This window comes from Pseudarthrobacter sp. RHLT3-21 (assembly GCF_059383495.1).
This window is the reverse complement of the sequence record NZ_JBWZCI010000021.1, coordinates 54,747-78,687: the sequence shown is the minus strand read 5'-3', so window position 1 is coordinate 78,687 and position 23,941 is coordinate 54,747. Positions and strand designations below refer to the sequence as shown.

Here is a 23,941-nt window from a genome sequence, read left to right as displayed (position 1 = left end):
CTGCCCCTCCGACGACAACGCATTGTCACCCGCGCCGTCAAACGCAAGATGTCCAACTGGCCACTCAAACGAATACCAAAGAAACCTAAGTAAACGGCATTGGGTCTAGGCGGGTCTAGGCGTCAAATGACGTATTCATCACTTGGATCGACGGCATCACGAGTGGTGGCGTCGTCCTGCTGTTGGGGGGTGCGGCTGCGTTCGGTCTCTGAGCGAAGGTGCTGGGCCTCGTCCGGGGCGGCGGAGTCGTCCGACGAAGCGCCCCTTTCGCCTCTCATCATGAACGACATCAGCAGCCCGATGGCCACAGGGCCAGCCAGCAGCGGTAGTGCATACAACGCCTTAGTCATCGTCAGTTTCGTCCAGTGGTGTCGGTGGGGGCCATCATAAGTTCGTGCATGCGCGCCATGCCGGGGTTGCCCTCGGTCATAAGTTCGTGCATGCGCGCCATGCCGGGGTTGCCCTCGGTCATAAGTTCGTGCATGCGCGCCATGCCGGGGTTGCCCTCTTCGGAAGCCACTGCTGCTGGACGCGGGGTTGCGGCCGCAACCGCCGGTACTGCTATGACGGCCCCTGCAGCCAGTGCAGCTGCCGTTGCGGCCACCACTACGGAAGTACGTATGAACATCATGCATCCCTTCGATTTACTACCTGACATAGTAGCCTAGTTACTAAATGACATAGTAGCCAAGCGGCGGATGACTTTTCAAATGGTTCCGGGCGGCCCACTTCATGACGCCAGGGCGATCCCGAAGGCGGACGTGGATTCGTCCATCCGTTGCGTGCGACCGCATCAACGGCGTGAACGGGATGGGAGGGCTGTTATGAGCCGAGGTGAACCAATGACTGTCCGGCGTCGTCTTAGGTTCAGGCGTGATCATGCGGAGTTAGCAGGCTGGGCTGCTGCTTTCGCTTCGCGAGGCGTATGCGCCGGCGTCATGGCGGTTCGTCATGGGAAATCCGGGGATTTGTTGTGGAGGCGGTCGTGACGTCGGGAAGGCGTCATGTGCTGCGTCGTTGTCGTTGTCGTTGTCGTTGTAGTTGTAGTAGTGAGGTTGATTCTGTGAACCCGAACGTGACAGATAAGTACCGCCAGTGGGCCCCCGTCTATGTTCTTGGGTCCTTGATTTCCTCCGAGCGACGTGAATATGAGCTGCACCTGGCCGGGTGCAGTAATTGCGCGGCGGCCGTGACCGAAATTGCCTGGTTGCCCGACCTGCTGGCCGTCCTGACGCCGAAGGAGGCACAAGCTGTAGGGGCGATCGGCAACGTCAACACGCCGCCGGAATCATTCAGCGGGCCGGAGGCGAAGATCCGCCGGCGCAGGCGCAGGCGTCTGGCCTTTGCCGGTCTTGCGATGGGCGTCCGTGGGGCTCACTGTGGCGGTCATTGATCCGGCGGCGCCGACCCTGCGTCCTACTTGCGGAATCTCCTCAGGCGGAGTGAGTTACCGACGACCAGTACGGAGCTGAAGGCCATGGCGGCTCCCGCGATGATCGGGTTGAGCAGGCCAAGGGCCGCGACGGGTATGCCGATGGCGTTGTAGAAGAACGCCCAGAACAGGTTGGCTTTGATGGTCGACAGGGTCTTGCGGGAGAGTTCGATGGCGGTGGCGACCTGGGCGAGCTCACTGCCCATGACGGTCAGGTCGGCGGCCTCGATGGCCACGTCCGTCCCGGAGCCCATCGCGATTCCGAGGTCGGCTTGGGCCAGGGCGGCGGCGTCGTTGACGCCGTCGCCGACCATCGCGACGATGGCGCCCGAGGCCTGCAGTTTCTTGACCGCGTCTACCTTGCCCTCCGGTAGGACATCCGCGAAGACGTCCCCGGGAGCGATTCCCACTGTGGCCGCGACCGTGGCTGCGACGGCGGCGTTGTCGCCGGTGAGCAGGATCGGCCGCAGCCCCAGCTCTTTGAGTTTGGCGATGGCGGCCGCTGACCCGTCTTTGACCGAGTCCTGCAGGTTGATGATGCATTCGACGTTGCCGTCCACGGCGACCCAGATGGCCGTGGCACCGGTGGCCTGCTCCTCGAGCAGCCGGGACTTGTGCGCGGCGCTGGGGAAGATGCCATTCTCCTCAAGCCAGCGGGCCTTGCCGGCTACGACGATGGTGCCGTTGACGCTGCCACGCACGCCGCCGCCGGCCGCGCTCCGGAAGGCGTTCACGGGGGAGAGTGGAGCACGTGCCGCGGCAGCGGCTGCGATGGCGCGGGCGATGGGATGTTCGCTGGCCGCTTCGACCGATCCAGCCAGGTGCAGACCCTCCTCTTCCCCCAGGGAGCCCAGGGTTATGATCCTGCCCACGGCGAGCTTGCCGGTCGTCACCGTGCCGGTCTTGTCGAGTAGGACGGTGTTCACGGTGCGGGTGTCCTCGAGGATCTGCGGGCCTTTGATCAGGATGCCCAGCTGTGCTGCCCGGCCCGATCCTGTGAGCATGGCTGTGGGTGTGGCCAGTCCCAGGGCGCAGGGGCAGGCGATGATGAGGACAGTGACGGCAGCGACGAATCCGCCGCGGACATCGCCCGCTACCGCAGCCCAGAGGATGAAGGAGAGTACGGCGATTTCCAGGACGATCGGCACGAACACGGAACTGATCCGGTCCGCGAGGCGGGCGATGCGCGCCTTGCCGCTCTGGGCCTGGCTGACCAGCCGTCCCATCTGGGCCAGGGTGGTTTCGCTGCCGACCCTGGTGGCGCGGACCAGTAGTCGGCCGTCGGTATTGATGGTGGCACCGGTGACGGCGTCGCCGGGCACAACCTCGATGGGAAGCGATTCGCCGGTGATGAGAGAGGCGTCGACTGCGCCGTGGCCCTCGGTGACGACACCATCCGTGGCGATCTTTTCGCCCGGCCGCACGATGAATATATCGTCGTGCACGAGGTCTTCAATCGGAAGCTTGACTTCAGCCCCGTCGCGGATCACGGTGGCGTCCTTGGCGCCGAGGCCCAGGAGCGCCTTGAGGGCGTCGCCGGCCTTCTCCTTGGCACGACGCTCCAGATAGCGGCCCAGTAACAGGAATGTGGCGACGATAGCGGTCACCTCGTAGTACAGCGGCACCTCGCCCGCATGTTCCGGGTCGGCAGTCAGTTCCGGATTGCTTACCAGCGTGTAGGTGGAGAACAGGAACGCTGCGGTTATGCCGATCGACACGAGGGTGTCCATGGTGGATGCCAGGTGGCGGGCGTTGATCGCCGCCGCGCGGTGGAACGGCCAGGCCGACCATGCCCACACGGGCAGCGTCAGCGCGCCGATAACCCACCCCCAGTTCGGGAAATGCAAGGGCGGGACCATGGCGATGAGCACGACCGGGATGGTCAGGACGATGGCCACTATCAGGCGGAGCAACAACGTGTCTGTCTTGCGGCCGCGGCGGATTTGTCCGTGGTCGTCGGCCGGTCGCCCTTCCTGCGGGGTATCGGGGATGGGCACCGCAATGATGCCGTGCGTCTTCAGCCGGGCGGTGTAGCCGGTCGCGTTGACGGTGTCGATGATCTGCTGGTCGGTGATGCCTGAGGGAACGGTGACGGCGGCCGATTCGAGGGGGAGGTTTACGCTCGCGTTAACGCCGTCGAGCCGGCCGAGTTTACGCTCGATGCGTCCGACGCAGGAGGCGCAGGTCATGCCTTCGATGTCGAGTTCAATCACCCGGGTTACGGGCTGCTGGAGGACGTCCTGGTTAGTCATGGTGATCCCGCTCAGGCCTGGTTGGATACAACCAGGTAGCCGGCTTCGGCCACGGCCTCGCCGATTTCCGACGGAGACAGCTCCTGCGTTGAGGTGATGGTGACGGAGGAGACGCCACCGGCGTTGAGGTCGACGTCGATGGTTTCGACGCCGGCCAGAGACTCCAGTTCCTCGCTGACCGACGAGACGCAGTGGCCGCAGGTCATGCCGGACACGTTGACGGTCGTGGAGATGGTGCTCATGGCTGGCTCCTTGTTGATGGACTGATTGGGGTTGGTCAGCTGGATGGTGTGGTGAGTGGTGTTGCCGCTACCGCAGCAGGCGCCCGATGGCATCGGTGGCTTCCTTTACCTTGAAGTCGATTTGTTCGGCACGCAGGGCGTCGTCCGGCTCCGAGGCGGCGCCGACCACGCAGTGGCCGATGTGTTCCTCGACGAGTCCCAGGCTGACGGCGTGCAGAGCCTTGGTGACGGCGGCTACCTGGGTGAGGATGTCGATGCAGTACTTGTCATCCTCAACCATCCGGGCGATGCCGCGGACCTGACCCTCGATCCGTTTGAGCCTGAGCAGGTAGGCAGTCTTGTGGGGCGCATACCCCCATGTCGGTGGGTGTGGATCAGCGGCTGGAGGTGCGGAATTCTGCTCGCTCATGATGTCTCCTTGATGTGGAACAACTCCAGTTTATACCCCCATGGGGTATATAATCAAGTACCCCCATGGGGTATTTTCGGAGGCTCGGGCTGGTGAAGCCCCCGGCAGGGCCGCCGCCCCGATTTGCCCCTGATTGCTGAAGGGCGAGTTTTCCGGACATGTACTACTATATGGCTTAGTAGACGGGCGGTGTCTGCCGCCTGGGCCACCATGCCTGAGGGGGCGGGCTGATGATGGTGCCGGGTGCGCTTGCCCCGGCCATGAGTGTGAACGCGAGGGTGCAAACGACAATGATGAGTTCCTTTCCCGGAAGTACGCCGCCGACGAAACGGCCGCGCCCTCACGGCCCTTCCGGGGAGCCCGTGCGGGCCCGGGCGATCCGCACGGCCACCGCAGCGCTCCTGGTCGTCGTCGTGCTCAGTGCCTGCGGGGCCAAGGATCCGCTCGCCCAGCAGGCCGCGGCGGGGGACAACAAGAACTACGTGGCCGGCGACGGGTCGGTGACCGAGTACGCCGCCGCGCTCCGGGGAGCACCCATTGAGCTGGATGCCCCGATGAGGGACGGAACACGGCTTACCTCCGCGGACCTCAGAGGCCATGTGGCGGTGCTCAACTTCTGGTATGCCGCCTGCGCACCGTGCCGGCTCGAGGCTCCCACTCTGGAATCCCTGCACCAGGAGTTCGCCCCGAAGGGTGTGCTTTTCAACGGGGTCAACATCCGCGACGAGGCTCCGACCGGGGAGGCGTTCGAGCGGTCCTTCGGCATCACTTATCCAAGCCTGCTGGACAAGTCCGGCACGGTGCTGCTGGCGATGAGCCGGTACGTGCCGCCCCAGGCCGTTCCGACAACGCTGGTGATCGACAAACAGGGGCGCGTGGCCGCCAGGATCCTCGGCGTTGCCGATAAGAGCACCCTTAAAACCCTGCTGGCCGATGCCGTCGCGGAACCCTCCTGACAGCCAGTTAGGCCCGGGATGGCCAGGTCAGGGTTATCGTCCGCGACACCGGGTTTAAGCGGCGGCCAGACACGGAATACCCGGCGCCGCCGGCTTCTCAGGCCGGGTGGTCAGCTTTTGCCCGCGCCGCAGGCCGGGCGGGCGCGGTCTGCGGACCGGAATCGGGCCGCAGGACGGCAACGCCGAGTGCCAGCAGCGGAAGCAGTGCGGAGCCCCACAGTACTTCGCCCGCGGTGCGCTGCTGTGCCATGGGAGAGAAGCTCCACAGTGACTGGATGTAGACATACCAGTCGCCGGCCTGCATGGCGCCGGCCATCACGGCAATACCGGAGCCTGCATGCACGGCCGCGGCAGCGGCCAGGGCCAGTGGGACGATCCGGCGTGCAGCGCTCTTCCGCTGGGCCGCCGACTGGAGCAGGGCGGCCGCCAGATTGAGGCCCACGCACAGGGCAACGGCCATGGCCGCGAGCCTGAACGGGTTGTTGCTCAGGGACAGCTGCAGCACGGGCGTAAAATAGTACCCGGTGACAAACGCCGCATACAGGGCCACGGCCGGGACGGGCCGGCAGATCCAGCGCACGGCACCGGACCGCAGGAAGACGGCCGCCCATTCCCGCAGGCCCCGGCTTCCGTCCGAGCGCCGCGGGAGCGTGCCGCCGGCGAGGATTCCGGGCCCACCGAGCAGGAGCAGGACGGGGACCGTCAGGCCGATGATCATTTCTCCGAGCACGTGCATCCCCGGCAGCAGCCGGCCGTAGGCGGCCGGCGCGCCGCTGGTGGCCCAGGCCAGAAACGCGCAGCCCAGCAGCCAGGAGAGCGTGCGCAGGTGCGGCCACGGCCCGGTACTGCGGCTCCACCGGATGACGGCGGCGAGGTATCCGCCGGCCAGCAGCACCGCTGCCGGCAACCAGACCACGTCGGGGTGCCACTGGGTAAACCACTGGGCCGGGCCCAGTCCGGGCGGCAGCGCAGAGCCCAGCAGGGATTCGGCAGTGCTCCGCACCGGGCTCGTCGCAAAGGGTGAAGTGCGGCCCAGGGCGACCGCCAGACCCACGGTGGCCGCCATCAGGACGAGCTCGACACCGGCCACGCGGGCGAAGACAGCCGTGTTGTTCGGATCGCGGTCCAGGGCCGGGATAGCGCGGGCCCGGTGCAGCCATCCGGCGGCCCCGAGCAGGAGCAGGGCCGCGGACTTGAGCAGCAGGAGTACCCCGTACGCGCTGCCCAGAGCGGCCGGGCCGTCCAGTCGCAGCAGCGCGCTTGCGGTGCCCGAGACCAGCACCAGGATGAAGCACCATCCGGCCAGCCGGGAGTAGCGGCGGACCGCCACCGCCAGGGCCCCGCCCAGCTGCCGGCGCAGGAAGTACATGGCCGCCAGGCCGCCGACCCAGACCGTCGCGCCGATCAGATGAAGTGCCAGCAGATTGACGGCATCCTCGTGGTTGGAGGCACCGTGGGCGGTCACGGTCAGGGGCAGCAGTGCGGCCAGGGCTAGCACGGTACACACCCCTGCCGTCGTGGTGCGGGTGGCCAGCCAGGCCCCCGTGGCAGCGGCCGCGGCCAGCAGGACATTGATGGCCAGGGACCGGCCGAGCGCCAGATCGAGGACGAAGGACATGACCGCATCAGCCGAGGCCCCGGGGCCAAGCGGGTCCGTGCCGGCAACATCGGCGTAGGAGAGGGTCAGCACGACCGTGCCGGCCACCGTCCACACGCTGCCGGCAACCGCGGCAAAGAGCATGGCCCGGGCCCCGGCGCGGCCGAGGCTTCCGGGCGTGCCGGGGTCCTGCGGCAGCACGGTCGCGGCGACGGCGAGAAATCCTATGGTCACGGTCGCCGCCGCATCGTGGACGGCGCGGGCAGCCGGCAGGACCCAGCGGGTCAGGGTCCCGGCGTCGGGAAGGCCGGACAGAGGCTCCCTCATGGCACCAGCCAGGGTCAGGGCGACAAGGGCTGTGACCGGAACGAGCAGGAGCAGGGCAACGGGCAGGACCCTTCGGGCAAGGGGTTTCACCGGTGTCCGGACCTCCGCGCAGGGCGCGCCAGCAGCCACAACACGGCGGCCAGGACCAGCGTCACCGCGGACAACAGACCAACCGTCGGCCACGGGAACGGTTCGGCCGCGTCCGCCGCGGCCTGCTGTCGGGCATCGCCTGCCCGGGCCTGGGTTGAGCGGTCCGGTGACGGGATCGAGAGGGCCGGGGCCTCCGTTGCGGGGGACGCCCCAGGGGAGGACGCAGTGACGGTGAAGGACAGGGCCCCTTCCACCGGGTGTCCGTCGCCGGCCACGGTGCGGTAGGTGATTTTCCATGGCTCGGTACTCCCGGGCGGCTGGCGGCCGGCGATGGAGGCAGGGACCGGAACCGTGACGGCGTGGTCCGCGATGTCCGTTGCGACCGTGGCCGGTGCGGCTGATCCGATTGCCAGGGTCACTTTCGTGAACTGGACCTGGATATCTTCATCGAAGACCAGGCTCACCCGGTCCGGGGCGGCGGACAGCTGTGCATTCTGCGCAGGGTCGCTGCCTTCCAGATATGCGTGCGCCGATGCCGGAACAGCCGGGATCACCGTCAGTACCAGCCCGAGCAGAAGTGCGGACCAGAGCAGGGCCAGGAGGTGCGGTTGCCCGCGCCGTGTCGTGTATCGCATGCAGTCGTCTTTTCTTTCCGTCGCTCGTCCATCGCACCGGTGCTGTCCAATCCTTCCCGGGGCAGGTCCCGAACACCACCTACTACTATAGTCCCTAGTAGATGTACTACTATTGCCGATAGTAGTTTGGTCAAGGTCTCGGTTGTCCCATAGGAGCTGGTTTATGGAGCAGGTTCTGCTCTCCACAACGATTCTGGCGTCGTTTCTCGGCGGCATCGTGGCTTTGATGGCCCCGTGCTGCGTCTCGGTCATGCTTCCGGCGTTCTTCGCCTCCAGCTTCCGGCGCCGCAGCCGGATCCTGGCCATGACGCTCGTCTTCGCGGCCGGGGTCGGAACCATTATTCTGCCCATTGCCCTGGGGGCCGCGGCCATCAGCCGGGTGCTTTTCGGCTACCACATCTGGATTTTCAGTATTGTCGGTCTGGCGATGGTTGCGGTCGGCGCTGCCACCCTGGGCGGCTGGAAGATGATGCTGCCGATGCCCTCCGGACGTGGCGGCGGCACGGGTATCGGATCCGTGTACGGGCTCGGTGTGTTCTCCGGTGCCGCAAGCGCCTGCTGCGCACCGGTGCTTGCCGGTGTGGCGGCGCTCTCGGGTGCGGCGTCCTCTTTTCCGGCCGCACTGGCAGTCGGTGTCGCCTACGTTTTCGGGATGGTGGCCCCTCTGTGTGCCCTGGCTCTGGTGTGGGACAAGAAGGACTGGGGCGCCAGCCGGCTCCTCTCCGCCCGGACCGTCCCTCTGTGGCCCGGAGCGGCCCGGCGGGTGCCTCTGGTGACACTGCTCTCCGGCGCCCTGATGATCGGCATGGGCCTGATCACCGTCATCATCGCCGTGCAGGGCCCGGGAATGGCCCCGGACGGGTGGCAGGTGGAGGTCACCGCCGCCCTGGGCCACGCCGCAACCGTCATCCAGGATTTCCTGGCCTTCGTTCCCGGCTGGATTTCCGCGACCGCGGTCTTCGCGGTCCTGGGGGTCCTGTTGTGGAAGGCTGTGCGTCGCAGGAAGCCAGCCTCCGCCAGGTCCGAAGGCGACGCCGCTCCGGCGGAATCCTGCGCAGCCTGCCCTCCTCAGACCGAAAGCACCGAAAGCACCGAAAGCACCGCCAGATCAGCACAGACATCGTCCCCGGCGGGCGCAGTCCCCGGACACCTGAAGGAGACCCTCTAATGGCATCGACAAAAATCCAAAGGCAGCCCGCCAGGGGCCCGGAGAACAGTCCGAAGCGCCGGGGCCTGCTCTGGGCCGGCATTGCTGCGGCCGTCGTCGCGGTGCTGGTCGCAGTGATTCTTGCCATCATCAGCACCCAGCCCATACCCCAGGCAGGGCCGGCACAGTCTTCTGCCGCAGGCTACGCAGTCGGCAGCCCCGCCCCGGGGGCGCAGGCCCCCGGCTTCTCCCTGCCCTCGGCCTCCGGCGGCACCGTCAACCTCAGTGACTACCGCGGCAAGACCGTCCTGCTGTACTTCCATGAAGGCCTCGGCTGCCAGCCGTGCTGGGACCAGATCAGGGATCTGGACGCGGCCGGACCCCAGCTGAAGTCCGCCGGCATCGACCAGCTGTTGACCATCACCAGCGGACCGGTGAACCTCATCTCCCAGAAGATGGCCGACGACAAGCTCTCCGCCATCGCCGTGGTCGACACCAAGCTCGATGTTTCCCGCACCTACCAGGCCAACAAATACGGCATGATGGGTGACTCCCGCGACGGCCACAGCTTCATCCTCGTCGGCCCGGACGGAACCATCCAGTGGCGTGCAGACTACGGCGGAGCCCCGGACTACACCATGTACGTGCCGGTCACCAGGCTCCTGTCCGACCTGCAGGCAGGACGGACAGACAAATGACCGACGGGCACATGACAGACGTCACCATCCTGACCCAGGCCTCGTGCGCCTCCTGCGTGCAGGCCAAGGACGTGCTCTACCGGCTGGAGCAGGAATACCCGCTCCAGATCCGGGAAATCAGCCTGGACACCGAGGAGGGGCGCGGCCTCGCAGCCGGAAGCGGGGTCGTCTTCGCTCCCGGCATCCTGATCGACGGCAGGCTGTTCAGCTACGGGAGGCTCTCGGAAAAGAAACTGCGCCGCCACCTGACCAACAGCAACCAGTTCGGCCGCAACCACCACCGCGGCAGCGCCGACGCCTGATGATGCCAGACCGGGATTTCCGCCCGCAAAGTCCGGTCAGATCCTCTGAATTCGTGATCGGGTCTGCGGATTCATCAACAAGCACCAGGAAGGAGCGCCGGCATGGGACGTGCGCGTAATCAACAGGACACCGAACGAAAGGCTATCCTGGCTGCGGTGCGGTCCAAACAGCAACGCCAGGAGCGGCGCAAGGCGTTCTGGATCTACGGCACCGCAGCCGTTTTCCTTCTTGCCCTGGCCGGCACGGTAACCTCGGTCATCGTGGTGGACCAGCAGGACAAAGCCCAGAGCAAGGCTGAGGCCTCCAGGCCGATCGATGGTCTCCTGAGCGTCGATGGTCTCAGCCGCAACCACACCGCCAGCCAGACGCCCTACCCGCGGACTCCCCCCGTCGGCGGAGACCATGCACCCCAGTTCATTAACTGCGGGACCTACACGTCCCCGGTCAATCCCTGGCAGGCGGTGCACTCCCTGGAACACGGCGCAGTCTGGGTCACCTACCGCCCCGACCTGCCTAAAGAGCAGATCGACGCACTGACGAAGCAGGCGGCAGCCAACCGGTACGAGCTGCTGAGCCCGTTCCCGGACCTTCCGTCACCGGTCGTGGCCAGTGCATGGGGCAAGCAACTGCAACTGGACAGTGCGGAGGACCCGCGCCTGCCGGTATTCCTGAAGGCACACCTTCAGGGCCCGCAGACGCCCGAACCCGGCGCACCGTGTTCCGGGGGCATCCAGGGCTGACCGCCCGCACGCCTGCGGAAACCCGGATAACGACCCGGTGGACTACTATGGGTGATAGTTGAATCCCTGCACCCTGCACGGCGCAAACACAGGAAGGCCCGTCTCGTGGTACGTCAGCTCGGAGAACTGGAAAAGTTGGTCATGGACCGGATGTGGTCCTGGGACCACCCTGTTGCCGTGCGCGAGGTCCTGGAAGACCTGCAGCGCGACCGGGTCCTGGCGTACACGACCGTCATGACCGTCATGGACAACCTGCACCGCAAAGGTGTGCTGACACGGCAAAAGGCCGGGCGGGCCTTCGTCTACCGTCCCGCGCAGACCCGGGAACAGCACACGGCGGCCTTCATGGGCGAGGTCCTGGCCGGCAGCCCCGACCGGGAAGTGACCCTGCTCCACTTCCTTGAACAGATTCCCCCTGACGAAGTGGCGCGACTGCGCGAAGCACTGGGCGGGCACCTGCGGGACGGGACCGGGGCAGGCCAATGACGGCCCCGGTCGTGCTGATCGTTCTTGCCCTGGTGCTTGCCGTGCCGGCGCCGATGCTGCTGCGACGCAGTACCTGGCTGGAGCGGTCCCCGCGGATCGGCATTGCCGCGTGGCAGGCCCTGAGCGTCTCGCTGGTGTCCACTGTCGTGCTCGCCGGCCTGGCCCTGGCTGTTCCGGCGGTTCCCTGGACCACGGACCTGGCCCAACTGGTCCGGGCCTGCGCGATGGCCCTCCTCGAGCAGTATTCCACCCCGGGCGGCGCCGTCGTCAGTACCACTGGTGCCGTCGCGGCTCTCGCCGTGCTCGCCAGGGTCGGATACAGCATGGCCAAGGGCCTGACAAACGCAGCCCGCAACAGAGCGCAGCAGCTGCAGGCCCTGGCCATGATCGCCAGCCCGCACCACGACCTGGACGCGCTGGTCATCGAACACGCCGCCGCGGCCGCCTACTGCCTCCCCGGCCGGCACAGCCAGATCGTTCTGACCAGCGCCGCCCTGACGGCCCTGGACCGCAACCAGCTCGACGCCGTCCTCGCCCACGAACGCGCACACCTGCACGGACGCCACCACCTCATACTCGCAGCGGCCGACGCTCTGCTGCACGCCTTCCCCGGGATCCCGGCCTTCAGAGAAGCCCGCACTGCCCTCGGGCGGCTCGTGGAAATGCTCGCCGACGACGACGCCGCCCGGTGCAGTGACCGACTGACGGTCGCCACAGCCCTGGTGCGCCTGGCCGAGCACGGCGTGACCCCTGCAGCGGCCCTCGGAGCCGGCGGCGAGTCGGCGCTGATCCGGGTCCGGCGCCTCGTCGCCCCGGCCCGGCCCCTGGGCACAGGCCGTACCGTTGTGGCAACGCTGGCAACCGGTGCCCTGCTGGCCCTGCCGATGTTCTTCGCGATCGTTCCCGCAGCCGCGGCAGGGACCATGCCACCATGCCCCGTGGATGGCATCTCGACGACCGCATAACGTGCCGATCCTGGTTCATCAGACTCCGCCCGGACGCCGAACCCGGGCTCCCGCGCAGGGGTGACCGGGTTCCGGTACCCGATGATCAGGACATGACAGCCAGCACAATGTCTGCGCCCAGGATGAGTGTGCACACCACGATGGTCAGGCTCCGTCCCTTCCGGGTGCGGGGGTCCACCCGCAGCGGGAAGAGCAACTGCCGGCCGAGGGTGTAGGCCATGATGGATCCGACGAAGACCAGGCCCGGAATACGCGGCGGGGCCGCCAGTATGAACGGCAGCGTCCCCAGACCGATCAGCAGGGACAGGAAGGCCTCGTAGAGCTGGACCGGGTGCCTGCGCCGGGCTGTGCGCCGGTCGGAGGACCACAGGCCCCACCGTGAGTCCGTGGGGCGCCCGTAACAGCACCCGGTAAAGAAGCAGCCGGGCCGCCCCAGAGCCATGCCGAAGAAGAGTCCGGCCGCCGTTGCGTCCAGGATCCTGCCCGCCGGCCAGCCAAAGGCCAGGGCCCCGATGATGATCGTGGCCAGTGCGCCGGCCAGGAAGCCCTGGATGCACGCGCCGGTCTTGAGGAAGCTGCTCAGTGGCTGGCGGTTCAGGGCAAGCGACCAGAGACGGGCGCCGACCACTCCCACCATGTTGGCCAGCACAGTCAGCCACACCGGGCCCGCCGGGTCGATGCCCTGCGCTGTCAGGAACATGGTCTGCAGGACGATGGCCAGGACAGCGCCCAGGGCCACCAGCAATGGCCAAGAGGAGAGGTGGACACCGGGTCCTTGGGCGAGGGCGTCGAATCGGGTGTGCACGGTGGTGCGCTCCGGTCTCTGTCCTGGAAGGGCTGCGGCGGTGCGCTGGCGGTCCCGGGCCGCCCGCGCAACGGGCGTCGCCGTGACATCCCAGGCACCGCCGGTAATGCCGGACACCCGCGATGTGACGGCGATCCGTCCGATGCCGGGCGTGATCGAGTCAACGTCTTCATAGTGCTCGAACCGTTCGGCCGCCTGACCGGTTTTCCGGTCTGCTTTGGTTCCGGTAAACCTCACAGACAGTTCGCCGGGCCCCTGCCACCTGTCGGTGTCGATCCAGTACGTGGCCGCCAGCCCCTGCGGCTCCAGATCGTCGAAGAATCCGTGTCGGTGACCCGCATCTTCCGGGGGCCCCGGGGCGGGTGGAACCGTCTGCGCCATGACAGGCGGAGGCGCCGCGGCACGGACAGGTGCGGACCGGGCCGGGGCCGGGACGGTTTTCACGGAGAGCACTGGTGCCCGGTTGCCCGGTTGTGCATCCGCCCGGGGGCGGCCATTGTGTACCGTAGCCTGCCGGGATTCCAGGGCGCCAAGGATCCCGTTCCAGCCGGGAAAACCGGTGTCGTGGCTGGTGTCCCGGCCGGGGGTGTGGCTGGCGGTGGAGGGTCTTTTTGCTGCCGGCTTGCGCCGTTTCTTGGTCATGGTGAACATGCCCTTCAGGGATGGTCCGGTGATATTGCCGTGAAGGCTCCCGGGAATGGTGGTGGGGGTTGCCGATCGGGCAGCGTCGTAAATGGGGTAGCCGAGACTGATGGCCGGTTCTCGCGGGCCGGAACGGGTGTGGCTGAACCAGTGGACGGATAGTCGGCTGGCAGCGGAGTCCGGGCGGTCGACGCCGAACTAAGGGTCTTTTATGTCCGGCTGATGGACAGCTGGGCCAGGGACGGGGTGACTGCGGGGCGTGTCCGGATGAATTCCGGTATTCCCGGCAGTACGTTCAGAACGGGCCGTTGCAAAGAGATGGGTGGTGCGTCAGAGGGCTGGCCGGGTTGGTTCTGGTCCCGGGTGCCTGCCTGGACGGCGGTGTCGCCGGTGCACGATGCGGGGGCAGCGGCCGCCCGGTCGTGGCCCGAGGTGGTGCAGGGCTCCTCCGAGGGAGCCGGCACTGACGCTGCGGTCTGCACATTGGAGGATGCCGGAAGGCCGTCCGCCGCGGACAGCACCGGGCGGGATGGCAGACCATTGGGAGCGCACAGGGCAGAGACTGCCAGGACGATCAGGATCAGCAGGGCAGAGGCCGCAGGGAGGACCCCCTGTCCGGCCCGCCGGATCCTGGGCTGGTCTGACGGGCGGGCGGGCATCACGGCCGTCCCGCTGCGTCCGGAAACGGACCGCACCGAGTTGTGTCGAAACCGTCCGCCCGCGGGACGGCACAGGAGGGTTGGGCCCCAGGCGCTAGGCCATGGCGGCCCCGCGGCTCACAGACGGGCATGCGGAGTCCTTTTCGGCTGTAACGGCCGTGGCGGGTCAAGGTCAGGGGGAGCCGGGAACGGTTCGTGGCTACTCGGAGCCCGGGCGGGCTGACTGCGTGCGCAGGGCCGCGATCTCGGATTTCAGGCGTGCGGCTTCTGCCCCGGACTCCAGGTCCTTGGACGCGGTGCCGGCACAGGAGGCATCCTGCCCCATCGCACAGTTGCCTTTGCGCATGGGGCGGACACAGAAGAAGTACGTTGACCCGAGCGCAAGCAGCAACACAATAAGGGCGAATAGCGTCCCGTTCATCGGCTTTCCTTTTCGGCGGCGCCGCCTTCATGGGCGAGGCCCCGGCCGGCGCGCAACCTGTCAAGGTCGGCGCGCAGCTGCGCCAGCTCGGCTGCGGAGGCCTCCGCCGGAGGGGCATCGCTGGTCGGTTTTTTGTTCGACCGCATCATCAGCCACATCATCACGCCCATGCCCACAGGGCAGGCCAGAACCGCCAGGCCGTAGAAGATCTGTTCCATCGTTGCACTCCTCATGTCTGTTGAATCGGTCAAGATACTCAGTGTGCCCGGCCGGAACCTGCACAGGCAGGAGGGCAATCACACCAAGTATCTACTATGAACCATAGTAGATGATCTGGGCTGTGACGTCGAGGGAGCCGTGTCCGGCGGCGGGGTCCGGGATCTGCGCGGCATGGGTCTTATTGCCCTTCCAGGGCCGCGAGGCGGCGCCTGAACTCCTCGTCATCAATATCGCCCGATGCGAAGCGCCGGCGCAGGATCTCACCGGCTTCCTGCCCCCCGCGTACCGGCCCGCCCGGCGCGGAGGGGCCCCGCCTGATGAGCCAGACCGCAAACAGGGTCACCGCTGCGATGGCAGCCACCACAAATATCAGCATCAGGAGGCCCCAGAGGGGCGACCCGCCGCCCATCATTCCGTATCCGTTCCAGTCGCCCATCATTCCGTCCCCGTAACCCATCATCCCGATCACACTTTCGCTTGTGGTGCATGTGGCTCAAATCCAGATTCTACTATTCACCATAGTAGTTGAGAATGTCCGGAAGGGGTCTGCCTGGCGGTTAGAAGCGACCGGTGCCTGGCCGGAGTCGCCCCGGGGCGGGGTCGCGTCATGCGGGCCTGGCGCCGTGCCGGAGCGGCTGGTCTGCTCAGACCGGCGCTGCGAAGGTGCCGATCAGGTTCTGCAGCTGGTAGATCCACTGGGTCCAGACACCTGAGACCATGAGCAGGCCCAGGACCGCCAGGATGGCGCCTCCTGCGATGTTGAATTTGCGGATGTGGCGCCTGATGAACGAGACCGCACCGCTGACCCAGTTGATGCCCAACGCGACGAGGAGGAACGGGATGCCGAGCCCGATGCAGTAGGCGAAAGCGAGCAGGGCGCCGCGCCAGGCCGATCCGCTGGCGGTGCTCAGGGCCAGGACGGCGCTAAGGGTGGGGCCGATGCACGGTGTCCAGCCCAGACCGAAGACAATGCCCAGGAAGGGCGCGCCGGCGATCCCCGATGACGGCTTCCACGGCAACTTGATGGTCCGCTGCAGGAACGGGAAACGGCCGATGAGCACAAAGCCCATCAGGATGACCATGAGGCCGAGAACCCGGATCAGCAGGTCCTGCCACCGGGCCAGCCACCCGCCGACCGCCCCGAAGGCTGCGCCGTAAAGGACAAACACAGCCGCGAACCCGAGAACGAAGAGACCGACCCCCATGACGATCCGGCGCTTTGCGCGGGTCTGATCCGTACCGGCCAGGCCCGAAACATAGCCAAGATAGCCCGGCACCAGAGGCAGCACGCAGGGGGAGATGAATGAAACGATTCCCGCGATGAGCGCCAGCGGCACCGCGAGCAGGAGCGCACCGGAGAAGGCTGTCTCCGCGAAGAATCCACCGACGGTCATTGCGCTCCTGCAGATCCGTGGGGCCGACATCGGCCCGCATTGCTACTATCGGATATAGTACTTGACTGTTGCGGCGGATTTGTCCGGGTCTCCACAGCAGCCGGCGCCGGTTGTCGCATACTGTCGTGTTCTCTGCCGGGGCACCGCGCCGGCCGCGTCGCCAATCACAAACCGGTGTAATGATGAGTGCAGAATCTGAAGGGACTTCGTCATGGACACCGTATTTTCTCCCACCTTTACGGATGCGGCCGTTCTCACCTGTCCGGCCACGCCGATTCCGCGGCGAAGAATGTCCGGCAGCACTTCCCTCCATCTCTGCCTGGATTTGAAACGGCCCGCGGCATCTTAAGAGCCCTGCCAGAACCATTCCAGGCACCAACCAGCCAAAGGACGGCATAGATATGGTTAAAACAACGGAACAACTTCCACCGACCATGGGAGGGTCCCAGGGCACCGGTGCTCTCGGTTCGGCAGTTTCCGATGTTCCCGCGACTACGCGAAGCAAACCTCTCGGCCTGTTGATGGTCATCACCGGTGTCATCGGATGGATCGCGTCCGGGATCCTCGTCCTTGAGAAACTCGAGGCGCTCAGGGATCCCAACCACATCACCAGCTGCGACATCAACCCGTGGGTCTCCTGCGGCGACGTGATGAAGACCTGGCAGAGTTCACTCTTCGGTTTCCCCAATATGTTCATTGGCATTGTGGCCTTTGCCGTGATCATCACCACCGGAATGGCTCTGCTCTCCGGGGCGAACTTCGCACGCTGGTACTGGATCGGGCTGCAGACGGGCGTGACGCTGGGAATGGTCTTCGTCGGCTGGCTGTGGTCCCAGGCGCTGTACGCGATCGGGATCCTCTGCCCGTACTGCATGGTGGTCTGGGCCATGATGATTCCGCTGTTCATCTGGGTCACCATCAGAAACATCACCTCAGGGGCCATCAGGCTGCCGGCGCGCGCCACCCGCCTCATCGGGGACACTGGATGGATGCTGGTCGCACTTCTGTACGTGGCGGTCATCGCCAGCATCTTCTTCCGCTTCCTGCCCGTCTTCATCGGCACGTCCGGGCAGTAGAGCGGCGCAAAACAGGTGAGTCTTGGTGACTCCGGGCGGACCGGCCGAACGTCAGGACAACGACAGGGACGTCCGGCATTTAGCCCTCACGCCACAATGGCTAACCGGACTTTAGGGGTTACCGTGCCCGCAAGGAACACACGTTTCAGACCATTGCAGGTGTGCGCATGTACTCCAAGCCGGGTGCGGCCGCCCGTGCCGGGGAACCGCTCACGACCCTCCTGACGGACACCCCGGAAAGGTTTGGCCGGGCCACGGAAGCGCTGAAAACGCCGTCGTCCTTGCGCCGGAAGGATCCCGCCCGGACTCATCGTCGACCGGCTGCCGGGTTGCCCGTCCGGGACAGCCCGGGGGAAAACTACAGGATAGGTGTCAGGAAACTGTGCAGGCAATCAACGACTTTATTCTGGCGGCAGCCGGGCAGCCATGGGTGCTCCTGCTCGTGCTGGCCTGCAGCATCGTTGACGGCTTCTTTCCGCCGATACCGAGCGAGTCCGTGGTGGTGGGGCTGGCCGCCGTTTCCGCCAGTGCCGGAGTGCCCAATGCATGGCTTCTGGTCCTCCTGGCCGCCGTCGGCGCATTCACCGGTGACAACATCGCCTACCTCATCGGCAGGAAGGTGGGCGTGCGCCGCTGGCGCTGGATGCGGTCCCAGCGCATGCAGGCCGCCTTCGGCTGGGCCGGCAGGGAGCTCCACCGACGTGCCGCCTCGCTGATCATCGTGGCCCGCTTCATCCCGGTGGGCCGGGTCGCGGTCAACATCACGGCCGGCGCCACGCATTTCCCCCGCGGCCGTTTCATGGCACTCACGGCGATTTCCGGAAGTCTCTGGGCCGGCTATTCGGTCACGATCGGGTTGTTCTTCGGGCAGTGGTTCGAGAACAACCATCTCCTCGCGGCGGTTATCGCGATCGTCTTCGCTGTCATTCTTGGCATCGTCGTGGACGTGCTCATCAGCCGCCTCCGCGGCAACCTACCGGAAGAAATCGGGAAACAGGGCCCCCGGCCGCGATCCTGATCTCAACTCAATGGACGGCAAGAGCGAGTCGAATATCAGCAGCCCAAGGACCTCCATGCGGTCGAAAATTCCGTACTGGATTCCCGCCTCTATCGGGTTGACCGTCCGGAGCGAGGCGGGAATCCAGTGCGGGGCGCGAAAGCAGAGGCCGACCAGGCGGCGGCAAACCCGAAGATGATCGACGGATTCATCGAATGCCCCACCTTTTTTAATATGGAATCACCAGAAGGTGCTAGATCTGCGATGTCCCCTCGGACGCGCTATCGGTCATCATCTTTTCGCACATTTTAGCCAGGCCCGGTATGCGCTGCATCATCTCTTCCATGCTGGCCATGTCCGGCATGCCCTTCATCATCTGCTCGTGCATCCGACCCATGTCAGGCGCGCCGTCCTGACCACTTGCCGCGGCCCGTTCCGCCGCCGGAGCCGAGCTTGCGGCCGGGGCCGTGCCTTCGGCGGCATAGGCGGGCGCTGCGGCGCCGGCGGCAAGAAGTCCAGCCGTTGCGAGTGTGACCATCCAAGTACGTGAGCGCATGAGCGCCTCCATTTTTCGTCTATGAGTAGTTATCTACTAAGTAGCATAGTATTGTGCAGGTGAGCCGCTTGCAAACTGGGGAAGGCAGCGAAAGCCCGTTACGAAGCTGGTAGAACCGCCACCGTCGTACGCCTCAAGGGCTACGCTGCAGTGCTTCCCCAACAAGGGGTTGGGCGGCAGTCAACCCGCGTCGACCATTTTGATCGTTCGCCGCAGCGGCGTGCTCGGTCTGAACAGGCAAGGGGGAGCGGTATTTGCAGGAGCAGGGAGACGACGCATGAACCCGGCCCTAAACGCTCGACAGACGGCAGCAGCACCCGGGCCCTGGGGCGGCTCGGCCCCGGTGATCCGATACGCAGCCTTCACGGACGCCAAGAAGGTGACCGGCGTGGACCTGTCCACTACTCCTCCGACCACAGAGCCGCATGTACTTCCCCCGCAAGTGTCATGCCAGCCGCCGATCTGGTGCTGGAAGGATTGGAACCGATAAGAGAAGGAGGAATACATGTCCCGCACATCAGAGAAGGTGACCGATCCCGTCTGCGGAATGACCGTGGACCCCGCTACCGCCGCGGCCAGCGCCGAGTACGAGGGCCGGACTTACTATTTCTGCTCGCAGACCTGCGCGACCAGTTTTAAGGCCGATCCAGCCAAGTACGCAGCGGGCGCCACGAGCTGATGGGACCGCCTGTTCGGCCGCTGCCAGCTGCCCGGGCTCACATTATGGATCCCCCAGTGAAAAGGGGTGCGTCACACAGAGATTCAAAACGTCGCGCGCGCACCGGAGTTTAAGCGGGAGCGTTGAATGGCTAATCATGTTCCACTGGTTAAAAGGGACAGAACAATGACACGCATCAAGTGCTGGCGATTGACTACCTATGCTGCTTTGAAGACGCCACTCATTTGGCACGCGGCGAAGGTGACCTCCTGACAGGCTGGGAAGGCGCCTGATTGACTGTGATCGTCAAAGCCACGGGTATCACCCTTGGCGAACCTGATGCTCTCCGTCATGGGCGCCTTCGCCGAATTTGAACGGGCACTGATCGGTGAACGGCAGCGCGAAGGCATCACGCTGGCCAAGGCGCGCGGAGCCTACCGCGGACGCCGGAAAGCACTCTCTCCCGAGAAGGCAGGCGAGCTGAGGAAACGGGCCGGCGCCGGTGAACAGAAGACCGGCCTCGCCCGCGAATTCGGCATCAGCCGCGAAACCCTTTTACCAGTACCTCAAGGCAGACAGCTAAAATGAGTGCCGCTGTTTGGAGATGAATTTAGGAAGCTGGTGACGGGCTGGGTGCCGTGCCGTAGTATGCGCATACTCCAAACGCCACAAGCGGTCAGAAGGTGGAAACAATGCAGCTTGACGAAGTCGTCGGCCAGTTTCATCAAACGATGAATGATTTTGCTAAAGGAGACCCGGAACCCGCCAAGGCCATTTTCTCCCACGGCGAGGATGTGTCCCTTGCCAATCCCTGGGGTCCACCGGTTGTGGGATGGGAGCGAGTATCAAAGGCCCTCAATTCAGCCGCTGCCCGGTTCAAAGACGGAAGCATCACTGCTGTTGATGGCCTCACCCGGCACGTCACTTCCGAACTCGCCGTTTTCCTCGACATAGAACATTGGCAGGCCAAGCTTGGAGGAGGAGACGAAATATCGCCGTTTGATCTGCGCGTAACGAGCGTTTATCGCCCCGAAGGCGACACGTGGGCACTGGTGCATCGCCATGCAGACCCGGTCATCGCACCGCGTCCCCTGACGCTGTCCTGCATAACTAGCGCACGGGATTCACGCCGTCCGTTTCCAGTCCTTCGGCTCAAGGGGATCAGATCATGTGGGTCGGCGCCGTCCGTCGGTTCTTTTGGTCATGGACGTGTGACGGTGTCCCCGCGGTCCGGGCCGCAGCAGCTGAATGCCGAGGAACTGGACTTCGAGCACAGTTTGGTGCAGAGGGCTTTTCCTGGATTTAGCACTCCCCGGACATTTCCCGGATGCTCCCAAAGCGATGTTCAGCGGCGGGCAGCCTATTCTCTGAGCAACCAGCTTATGGATTCGGTCTGGGAACTGAAATAGCGGGTGGGGCAAGGGGGGACGCCCATGTCGAAGAAGAAGTTTGCGAGAACGCGATCCACAGGGCCGGATCCAAGAAAGGCGATCCGGGAGGCCGCAGACGGGATGGAGAAGAAGGCGCGGGCCTGGCGGCTCACGGCCTCTACTGTCGCCATTTCCATCAGCATCGGATATGCCGAACCGTCGGCTATTTCGTTGACTGCGGCCATTGCGGCGCGTGCGTCTTGAGCCCCGATACTGACATTGGGCTTCCAGGTGACGTGAATGACTCCATCAGCTTGGAGTTCGACGGTGCCTTTGCCGCCTTCCACCATTATCGATTCCATGGTCCATCCCCTACGTCTGTGGCAACGGTAGCGGCTTTGGGCCGAGCGGCGAAGCGGAAATGCTCTTTGTGACCTGCTTGACGAGTGGGAGACGATGGCTGCTACTTTGCCGGCGACCGTCGCATAGTTGGACGCTCAGCAACTCTTTCCACGAAAAGCGCGCTCGTCCTGAGCGCGGCAGTGTCTGTCGATGAAGTGATACGCGCGCCCCTCCCAGACAGGGGCCGCGCATCCTGCGCATCCTGTTTGCCTAGCGGCCAACCTGCCCGCAAACACCGTTGAGCTTGAAGTCAGACCATGCCGGGCTCGAGACCGTGAAGTCCTTCGTCGTGGCCGCCAGCGATGCAAGGTCACTCTTGGTCGAGTGGCTGCCGTAGCCTGGTGTGACACCGGGCGGTTCTGCGACATCTCCCAGTGGATGATTCGCAAAGGCGTTGGCGTTGGCGCAATCGAAGGATTCCACGATCGGGTGGATTGTTGCAGACGCAGCCGGCGCAAACCCTAAAGTTCCGGCAAAAACGATAACGGAAACTGCGAGTGATTTCCTTGTCAGGGTCATGGTTTTCTCCTTACTGTCCGGAGCGACGGAGCGACGGAGCGTCGCTCGAGCTCCATTAAGCTCTTTTGCCGACGGCAAAGACAATAGCGCTGGCATTCGAAACAGCCGGCCTCTACGAGGCAGTATTTCAAGGTCCATCTGTTGAAATCGGCGACCGCCTCAGGTCGGCAGGCGCAGCTCGGCTACCGCGTGTCTCCTTATGCCGTAGCCAGGTGACGACGGCCTAGAGGGCAACGCCTTTCTTGCCGCTTCTTGACGTCGGAAACGGGCAGGCGTACGTTACGGTTAGTCGTCGATCCGAGGGGTGTGCTCGCCAGCTTCGCCTACCGGGCTCGCGGCAGGCGCATGTTCGCGAATCACGCCGATAGCTGCGTGCCAAGACTCACGCAGCATAGGTGCATCCGGTCTCCGCCGCTGGAGCAGGCCTGTCGGTCTGCTCCCGGGCTCTCCTCCGGCCCGCAGTGGCTGCATCATGAATGTCCCGCACGGCCGGGAGGGTGGCTGTGCCGAGTCCCTGATCGTGAAGGCATGCTCAGGGGGAATGGGAGTCACCATGGACAACAACGGATTTCAGGCCCTGCAGGACAAAGTACGCGGCCAGGTCATCACTTCCGACCACCCCCTCTACGACGCCTCACGGACCGTCTATAACGGCATGATTGACAAACATCCCGCAGCCATATTGCGTGTTTCGCAAGTTGCGGACGTCATCGCGGGAGTCAACTTTGCCCGCGACGAGGGCCTGGACCTGGCGCTTAGAGGTGGTGGGCACAGTGCGCCCGGATTCGGGACCTGCGACGGGGGCCTCGTGCTCGACTTCGCCGACCGCAGGGGCGTCCGGGTAGATCCTACTGCCGCAACGGCCCGGGCTGAAGCAGGCACCACCTGGGCCGACTTCAACCACGCAACAAACGCCTTCGGGCTCGCAACAACCGGCGGCATTATCGGATCCACGGGTGTTGCTGGCCTGACGCTCGGCGGCGGCATCGGCTACCTCGCCCGTAAGTATGGCCTGTCCTGCGACAACCTCAAATCCGCGGATGTGGTTACCGCAGAGGGGAAGTTCCTCACAGCCAGCGCAACCGAGAATGACGATCTCTTCTGGGCGTTACGTGGCGGCACAGGAAACTTCGGCGTCGTCACTTCCCTGGAATTCGACCTGCATCCCGTCGACGTGGTGTACGGCGGTGTGGTCATCTATCTGCTCGAGCACGCTGAGGCTGTTGCCCAGCTGTACCGGGACTACATTGCCACGGCTCCGGAAGACATGGGAATCTTCCTCGGATTCCACCAGGGCCCGCCGGTCCCCTTCCTGCCGGAGGAGCACCACGGCAAACCCGTGGTGGTTGTGGTGGGTGGCTGGACCGGTCCCCACGATGAAGGCGAGCGGCAGTGGCAGCAATTCCTGGATGTCGCCCCAGTTGCTGGGTCATTTGTCGGGCCCCTCCCTTACCCGATGCTCAACACTCTGTTCGACCCCCTTCTCCCTAAAGGCCTCCAAGCATATTGGAAGGCGGAGTTCCTTCCAGAGCTAAGCGACGATGTGATCGGCGTTGCCCAGAAATTCGGAGCCGGCGTGCCCAGTCCCCAAACGGCCAATCATTTCTATCCCATTAATGGCGCGGCCCAACGCGTAGGACAGGATGAGACAGCCTTTCCTTATCGGGACGCCAACTTCTCGGTAGCCATCGCCGGAATGTGGGAGTCACCGGCGGACAACGACGCCAACACGAAGTGGGTCAGAGACTACTACCAGGCCCTGCATCCTTATGGGGCCGGAGCGGGCTATGTCAATTTCCTTGATGCTGACGACCAGCCTCGCATCGAGGACAACTACGCAGGCAACTACGCCCGGTTGGCCCAGATCAAGGCGAAGTACGATCCCGGCAACCTGTTCCATATCAACCAGAACATCAAACCGGTGGCCTGAAACGGGGAAGAGTC

The 23,941-nt window shown here is 65.1% G+C and carries 29 protein-coding genes and 2 pseudogenes; 15 read left to right on the top strand and 16 right to left on the bottom strand.

All coding sequences use genetic code 11. The features are described from left to right. Positions 1 to 122 precede the first annotated feature (122 nt). The gene (locus AC50YA_RS18315) at positions 123 to 350 is read right to left on the bottom strand and encodes a hypothetical protein (RefSeq protein ID WP_494983643.1); all 228 of its coding nucleotides are present in this window, start codon (positions 348 to 350) and stop codon (positions 123 to 125) included. A gap of 2 nt (positions 351 to 352) precedes the next feature. Beyond that, on the bottom strand, positions 353 to 628 hold the full coding sequence (locus AC50YA_RS18310; RefSeq protein ID WP_494983642.1) for a hypothetical protein: 276 nt from the start codon (positions 626 to 628) through the stop codon (positions 353 to 355). Positions 629 to 1,063: 435 nt separating this feature from the next. On the opposite strand from AC50YA_RS18310, the gene AC50YA_RS18305 reads away from it, so the two are divergent. Then, complete coding sequence (locus AC50YA_RS18305; protein ID WP_494983641.1) at positions 1,064 to 1,393, top strand: hypothetical protein; 330 nt, start codon at positions 1,064 to 1,066, stop codon at positions 1,391 to 1,393. Positions 1,394 to 1,416: 23 nt separating this feature from the next. On the opposite strand, the gene AC50YA_RS18300 is transcribed toward AC50YA_RS18305, so the two are convergent. From AC50YA_RS18300 to AC50YA_RS18290, 3 genes are all read right to left on the bottom strand, one after another. Then, the gene (locus AC50YA_RS18300) at positions 1,417 to 3,684 is read right to left on the bottom strand and encodes a heavy metal translocating P-type ATPase (protein ID WP_494983640.1); all 2,268 of its coding nucleotides are present in this window, start codon (positions 3,682 to 3,684) and stop codon (positions 1,417 to 1,419) included. Positions 3,685 to 3,695: 11 nt separating this feature from the next. Beyond that, positions 3,696 to 3,926, bottom strand: coding sequence for a heavy-metal-associated domain-containing protein (locus AC50YA_RS18295; protein ID WP_494983639.1), 231 nt, complete (start codon positions 3,924 to 3,926; stop codon positions 3,696 to 3,698). A gap of 67 nt (positions 3,927 to 3,993) precedes the next feature. Beyond that, positions 3,994 to 4,335 (bottom strand): metal-sensitive transcriptional regulator, encoded by a 342-nt coding sequence (locus AC50YA_RS18290; RefSeq protein WP_494983638.1) that lies wholly within the window; start codon positions 4,333 to 4,335, stop codon positions 3,994 to 3,996. A gap of 362 nt (positions 4,336 to 4,697) precedes the next feature. Here AC50YA_RS18290 and AC50YA_RS18285 point away from each other — a divergent pair, with 362 nt between their 5' ends. Next, complete coding sequence (locus tag AC50YA_RS18285) at positions 4,698 to 5,291, top strand: TlpA family protein disulfide reductase (protein WP_494983637.1); 594 nt, start codon at positions 4,698 to 4,700, stop codon at positions 5,289 to 5,291. Between the two features lie 97 nt (positions 5,292 to 5,388). Here AC50YA_RS18285 and AC50YA_RS18280 read toward each other — a convergent pair whose 3' ends face one another. Then, positions 5,389 to 7,305, bottom strand: coding sequence for a bifunctional copper resistance protein CopD/cytochrome c oxidase assembly protein (locus AC50YA_RS18280; protein ID WP_494983636.1), 1,917 nt, complete (start codon positions 7,303 to 7,305; stop codon positions 5,389 to 5,391). After that, positions 7,302 to 7,940 (bottom strand): copper resistance CopC family protein, encoded by a 639-nt coding sequence (locus AC50YA_RS18275; protein ID WP_494983635.1) that lies wholly within the window; start codon positions 7,938 to 7,940, stop codon positions 7,302 to 7,304. Before AC50YA_RS18275 ends, AC50YA_RS18280 begins: the two co-directional genes overlap by 4 nt. Positions 7,941 to 8,103: 163 nt before the next feature. Between AC50YA_RS18275 and AC50YA_RS18270 the strand changes: the two genes are divergently transcribed. The 6 genes from AC50YA_RS18270 to AC50YA_RS18245 all read left to right on the top strand — a co-directional run bounded on the left by AC50YA_RS18270 (position 8,104) and on the right by AC50YA_RS18245 (position 12,279). Further along, a complete protein-coding gene (locus AC50YA_RS18270; RefSeq protein ID WP_494983634.1) occupies positions 8,104 to 9,108 on the top strand; it encodes a cytochrome c biogenesis CcdA family protein in 1,005 nt (334 codons plus the stop codon). Beyond that, the gene (locus tag AC50YA_RS18265; RefSeq protein ID WP_494983633.1) at positions 9,108 to 9,785 is read left to right on the top strand and encodes a peroxiredoxin family protein; all 678 of its coding nucleotides are present in this window, start codon (positions 9,108 to 9,110) and stop codon (positions 9,783 to 9,785) included. The genes AC50YA_RS18270 and AC50YA_RS18265 overlap by 1 nt, the downstream gene beginning before the upstream one ends. Then, positions 9,782 to 10,087, top strand: coding sequence for a glutaredoxin family protein (locus AC50YA_RS18260; RefSeq protein ID WP_494983632.1), 306 nt, complete (start codon positions 9,782 to 9,784; stop codon positions 10,085 to 10,087). The genes AC50YA_RS18265 and AC50YA_RS18260 overlap by 4 nt, the downstream gene beginning before the upstream one ends. Positions 10,088 to 10,189: 102 nt before the next feature. Beyond that, on the top strand, positions 10,190 to 10,828 hold the full coding sequence (locus AC50YA_RS18255; protein ID WP_494983631.1) for a thioredoxin-like domain-containing protein: 639 nt from the start codon (positions 10,190 to 10,192) through the stop codon (positions 10,826 to 10,828). Positions 10,829 to 10,933: 105 nt separating this feature from the next. Further along, the gene (locus AC50YA_RS18250) at positions 10,934 to 11,314 is read left to right on the top strand and encodes a BlaI/MecI/CopY family transcriptional regulator (RefSeq protein WP_494983630.1); all 381 of its coding nucleotides are present in this window, start codon (positions 10,934 to 10,936) and stop codon (positions 11,312 to 11,314) included. Continuing rightward, entirely contained in the window at positions 11,311 to 12,279 is a 969-nt protein-coding gene (locus AC50YA_RS18245; protein ID WP_494983629.1) for a M56 family metallopeptidase, read from the top strand. Before AC50YA_RS18250 ends, AC50YA_RS18245 begins: the two co-directional genes overlap by 4 nt. Before the next feature lie 85 nt (positions 12,280 to 12,364). Here AC50YA_RS18245 and AC50YA_RS18240 read toward each other — a convergent pair whose 3' ends face one another. The 6 genes from AC50YA_RS18240 to AC50YA_RS18215 form a co-directional block, all read right to left on the bottom strand. Then, entirely contained in the window at positions 12,365 to 13,726 is a 1,362-nt protein-coding gene (locus AC50YA_RS18240) for a prolipoprotein diacylglyceryl transferase (RefSeq protein WP_494983628.1), read from the bottom strand. 209 nt (positions 13,727 to 13,935) lie between these two features. After that, positions 13,936 to 14,421, bottom strand: coding sequence for a hypothetical protein (locus AC50YA_RS18235; RefSeq protein WP_494983627.1), 486 nt, complete (start codon positions 14,419 to 14,421; stop codon positions 13,936 to 13,938). A 163-nt stretch (positions 14,422 to 14,584) separates the two neighbouring features. Next, positions 14,585 to 14,806: a hypothetical protein gene (locus AC50YA_RS18230; protein WP_494983626.1), complete on the bottom strand. Its 222-nt coding sequence runs from the start codon at positions 14,804 to 14,806 to the stop codon at positions 14,585 to 14,587. Continuing rightward, positions 14,803 to 15,024 (bottom strand): hypothetical protein, encoded by a 222-nt coding sequence (locus tag AC50YA_RS18225; RefSeq protein WP_494983625.1) that lies wholly within the window; start codon positions 15,022 to 15,024, stop codon positions 14,803 to 14,805. The genes AC50YA_RS18230 and AC50YA_RS18225 overlap by 4 nt, the downstream gene beginning before the upstream one ends. A 179-nt stretch (positions 15,025 to 15,203) precedes the next feature. Next, positions 15,204 to 15,485, bottom strand: a complete 282-nt coding sequence (locus tag AC50YA_RS18220) for an SHOCT domain-containing protein (protein WP_494983624.1) — start codon at positions 15,483 to 15,485, stop codon at positions 15,204 to 15,206. 184 nt (positions 15,486 to 15,669) lie between these two features. Continuing rightward, positions 15,670 to 16,419, bottom strand: a complete 750-nt coding sequence (locus AC50YA_RS18215) for a cytochrome c biogenesis CcdA family protein (protein ID WP_494983623.1) — start codon at positions 16,417 to 16,419, stop codon at positions 15,670 to 15,672. Between the two features lie 434 nt (positions 16,420 to 16,853). On the opposite strand from AC50YA_RS18215, the gene AC50YA_RS18210 reads away from it, so the two are divergent. The 3 genes and pseudogenes from AC50YA_RS18210 (at position 16,854) to AC50YA_RS18200 (ending at position 18,513) form a co-directional block, all read left to right on the top strand. Next, positions 16,854 to 17,495: a vitamin K epoxide reductase family protein gene (locus AC50YA_RS18210; RefSeq protein ID WP_494983645.1), complete on the top strand. Its 642-nt coding sequence runs from the start codon at positions 16,854 to 16,856 to the stop codon at positions 17,493 to 17,495. A gap of 122 nt (positions 17,496 to 17,617) precedes the next feature. Beyond that, a pseudogene (locus tag AC50YA_RS18205) lies at positions 17,618 to 17,799 on the top strand (thymidine phosphorylase); the annotation flags it as partial. 78 nt (positions 17,800 to 17,877) lie between these two features. Further along, on the top strand, positions 17,878 to 18,513 hold the full coding sequence (locus AC50YA_RS18200; protein WP_494983622.1) for a DedA family protein: 636 nt from the start codon (positions 17,878 to 17,880) through the stop codon (positions 18,511 to 18,513). Positions 18,514 to 18,745: 232 nt separating this feature from the next. Here the strand turns inward: AC50YA_RS18200 and AC50YA_RS18195 are convergent, their stop codons facing one another. Continuing rightward, the gene (locus AC50YA_RS18195; protein ID WP_494983621.1) at positions 18,746 to 19,048 is read right to left on the bottom strand and encodes a hypothetical protein; all 303 of its coding nucleotides are present in this window, start codon (positions 19,046 to 19,048) and stop codon (positions 18,746 to 18,748) included. A gap of 505 nt (positions 19,049 to 19,553) precedes the next feature. On the opposite strand from AC50YA_RS18195, the gene AC50YA_RS18190 reads away from it, so the two are divergent. The 3 genes and pseudogenes from AC50YA_RS18190 (at position 19,554) to AC50YA_RS18180 (ending at position 21,115) form a co-directional block, all read left to right on the top strand. Then, the gene (locus AC50YA_RS18190) at positions 19,554 to 19,727 is read left to right on the top strand and encodes a YHS domain-containing protein (protein WP_252574218.1); all 174 of its coding nucleotides are present in this window, start codon (positions 19,554 to 19,556) and stop codon (positions 19,725 to 19,727) included. A gap of 300 nt (positions 19,728 to 20,027) precedes the next feature. Then, positions 20,028 to 20,289 (top strand): annotated as a pseudogene (locus tag AC50YA_RS18185) (helix-turn-helix domain-containing protein); the annotation flags it as partial. A 109-nt stretch (positions 20,290 to 20,398) separates the two neighbouring features. Further along, positions 20,399 to 21,115 (top strand): YybH family protein, encoded by a 717-nt coding sequence (locus AC50YA_RS18180; RefSeq protein WP_494983620.1) that lies wholly within the window; start codon positions 20,399 to 20,401, stop codon positions 21,113 to 21,115. Here AC50YA_RS18180 and AC50YA_RS18175 read toward each other — a convergent pair. Together AC50YA_RS18175 and AC50YA_RS18170 are read right to left on the bottom strand one after the other, a co-directional pair. Next, entirely contained in the window at positions 21,067 to 21,438 is a 372-nt protein-coding gene (locus tag AC50YA_RS18175) for a DUF7793 family protein (RefSeq protein WP_494983619.1), read from the bottom strand. The genes AC50YA_RS18180 and AC50YA_RS18175 overlap by 49 nt on opposite strands. Before the next feature lie 250 nt (positions 21,439 to 21,688). Then, a complete protein-coding gene (locus AC50YA_RS18170) occupies positions 21,689 to 21,997 on the bottom strand; it encodes a hypothetical protein (RefSeq protein ID WP_494983618.1) in 309 nt (102 codons plus the stop codon). A 472-nt stretch (positions 21,998 to 22,469) separates the two neighbouring features. Between AC50YA_RS18170 and AC50YA_RS18165 the strand changes: the two genes are divergently transcribed. Further along, positions 22,470 to 23,927 carry an FAD-binding oxidoreductase gene (locus AC50YA_RS18165; RefSeq protein ID WP_494983617.1) on the top strand — a complete coding sequence of 486 codons (1,458 nt, stop codon included), beginning with the start codon at positions 22,470 to 22,472 and terminating at the stop codon, positions 23,925 to 23,927. Positions 23,928 to 23,941 lie beyond the last annotated feature (14 nt).

What these genes read in the sequence shown, in the direction of transcription:
- AC50YA_RS18315 (WP_494983643.1), bottom strand. Translation starts at nt 350, where the DNA reads ATGACTAAGGCGTTGTATGCACTACCGCTGCTGGCTGGCCCTGTGGCC.
- AC50YA_RS18310 (WP_494983642.1), bottom strand. Translation starts at nt 628, where the DNA reads ATGTTCATACGTACTTCCGTAGTGGTGGCCGCAACGGCAGCTGCACTG.
- AC50YA_RS18300 (WP_494983640.1), bottom strand. Translation starts at nt 3,684, where the DNA reads ATGACTAACCAGGACGTCCTCCAGCAGCCCGTAACCCGGGTGATTGAA.
- AC50YA_RS18295 (WP_494983639.1), bottom strand. Translation starts at nt 3,926, where the DNA reads ATGAGCACCATCTCCACGACCGTCAACGTGTCCGGCATGACCTGCGGC.
- AC50YA_RS18290 (WP_494983638.1), bottom strand. Translation starts at nt 4,335, where the DNA reads ATGAGCGAGCAGAATTCCGCACCTCCAGCCGCTGATCCACACCCACCG.
- AC50YA_RS18275 (WP_494983635.1), bottom strand. Translation starts at nt 7,940, where the DNA reads ATGCGATACACGACACGGCGCGGGCAACCGCACCTCCTGGCCCTGCTC.
- AC50YA_RS18270 (WP_494983634.1), top strand. Translation starts at nt 8,104, where the DNA reads ATGGAGCAGGTTCTGCTCTCCACAACGATTCTGGCGTCGTTTCTCGGC.
- AC50YA_RS18265 (WP_494983633.1), top strand. Translation starts at nt 9,108, where the DNA reads ATGGCATCGACAAAAATCCAAAGGCAGCCCGCCAGGGGCCCGGAGAAC.
- AC50YA_RS18260 (WP_494983632.1), top strand. Translation starts at nt 9,782, where the DNA reads ATGACCGACGGGCACATGACAGACGTCACCATCCTGACCCAGGCCTCG.
- AC50YA_RS18255 (WP_494983631.1), top strand. Translation starts at nt 10,190, where the DNA reads ATGGGACGTGCGCGTAATCAACAGGACACCGAACGAAAGGCTATCCTG.
- AC50YA_RS18245 (WP_494983629.1), top strand. Translation starts at nt 11,311, where the DNA reads ATGACGGCCCCGGTCGTGCTGATCGTTCTTGCCCTGGTGCTTGCCGTG.
- AC50YA_RS18240 (WP_494983628.1), bottom strand. Translation starts at nt 13,726, where the DNA reads ATGACCAAGAAACGGCGCAAGCCGGCAGCAAAAAGACCCTCCACCGCC.
- AC50YA_RS18230 (WP_494983626.1), bottom strand. Translation starts at nt 14,806, where the DNA reads ATGAACGGGACGCTATTCGCCCTTATTGTGTTGCTGCTTGCGCTCGGG.
- AC50YA_RS18225 (WP_494983625.1), bottom strand. Translation starts at nt 15,024, where the DNA reads ATGGAACAGATCTTCTACGGCCTGGCGGTTCTGGCCTGCCCTGTGGGC.
- AC50YA_RS18220 (WP_494983624.1), bottom strand. Translation starts at nt 15,485, where the DNA reads ATGATGGGTTACGGGGACGGAATGATGGGCGACTGGAACGGATACGGA.
- AC50YA_RS18215 (WP_494983623.1), bottom strand. Translation starts at nt 16,419, where the DNA reads ATGACCGTCGGTGGATTCTTCGCGGAGACAGCCTTCTCCGGTGCGCTC.
- AC50YA_RS18210 (WP_494983645.1), top strand. Translation starts at nt 16,854, where the DNA reads ATGGGAGGGTCCCAGGGCACCGGTGCTCTCGGTTCGGCAGTTTCCGAT.
- AC50YA_RS18195 (WP_494983621.1), bottom strand. Translation starts at nt 19,048, where the DNA reads ATGCGCTCACGTACTTGGATGGTCACACTCGCAACGGCTGGACTTCTT.
- AC50YA_RS18190 (WP_252574218.1), top strand. Translation starts at nt 19,554, where the DNA reads ATGTCCCGCACATCAGAGAAGGTGACCGATCCCGTCTGCGGAATGACC.
- AC50YA_RS18180 (WP_494983620.1), top strand. Translation starts at nt 20,399, where the DNA reads ATGCAGCTTGACGAAGTCGTCGGCCAGTTTCATCAAACGATGAATGAT.
- AC50YA_RS18175 (WP_494983619.1), bottom strand. Translation starts at nt 21,438, where the DNA reads ATGGAATCGATAATGGTGGAAGGCGGCAAAGGCACCGTCGAACTCCAA.
- AC50YA_RS18170 (WP_494983618.1), bottom strand. Translation starts at nt 21,997, where the DNA reads ATGACCCTGACAAGGAAATCACTCGCAGTTTCCGTTATCGTTTTTGCC.
- AC50YA_RS18165 (WP_494983617.1), top strand. Translation starts at nt 22,470, where the DNA reads ATGAATGTCCCGCACGGCCGGGAGGGTGGCTGTGCCGAGTCCCTGATC.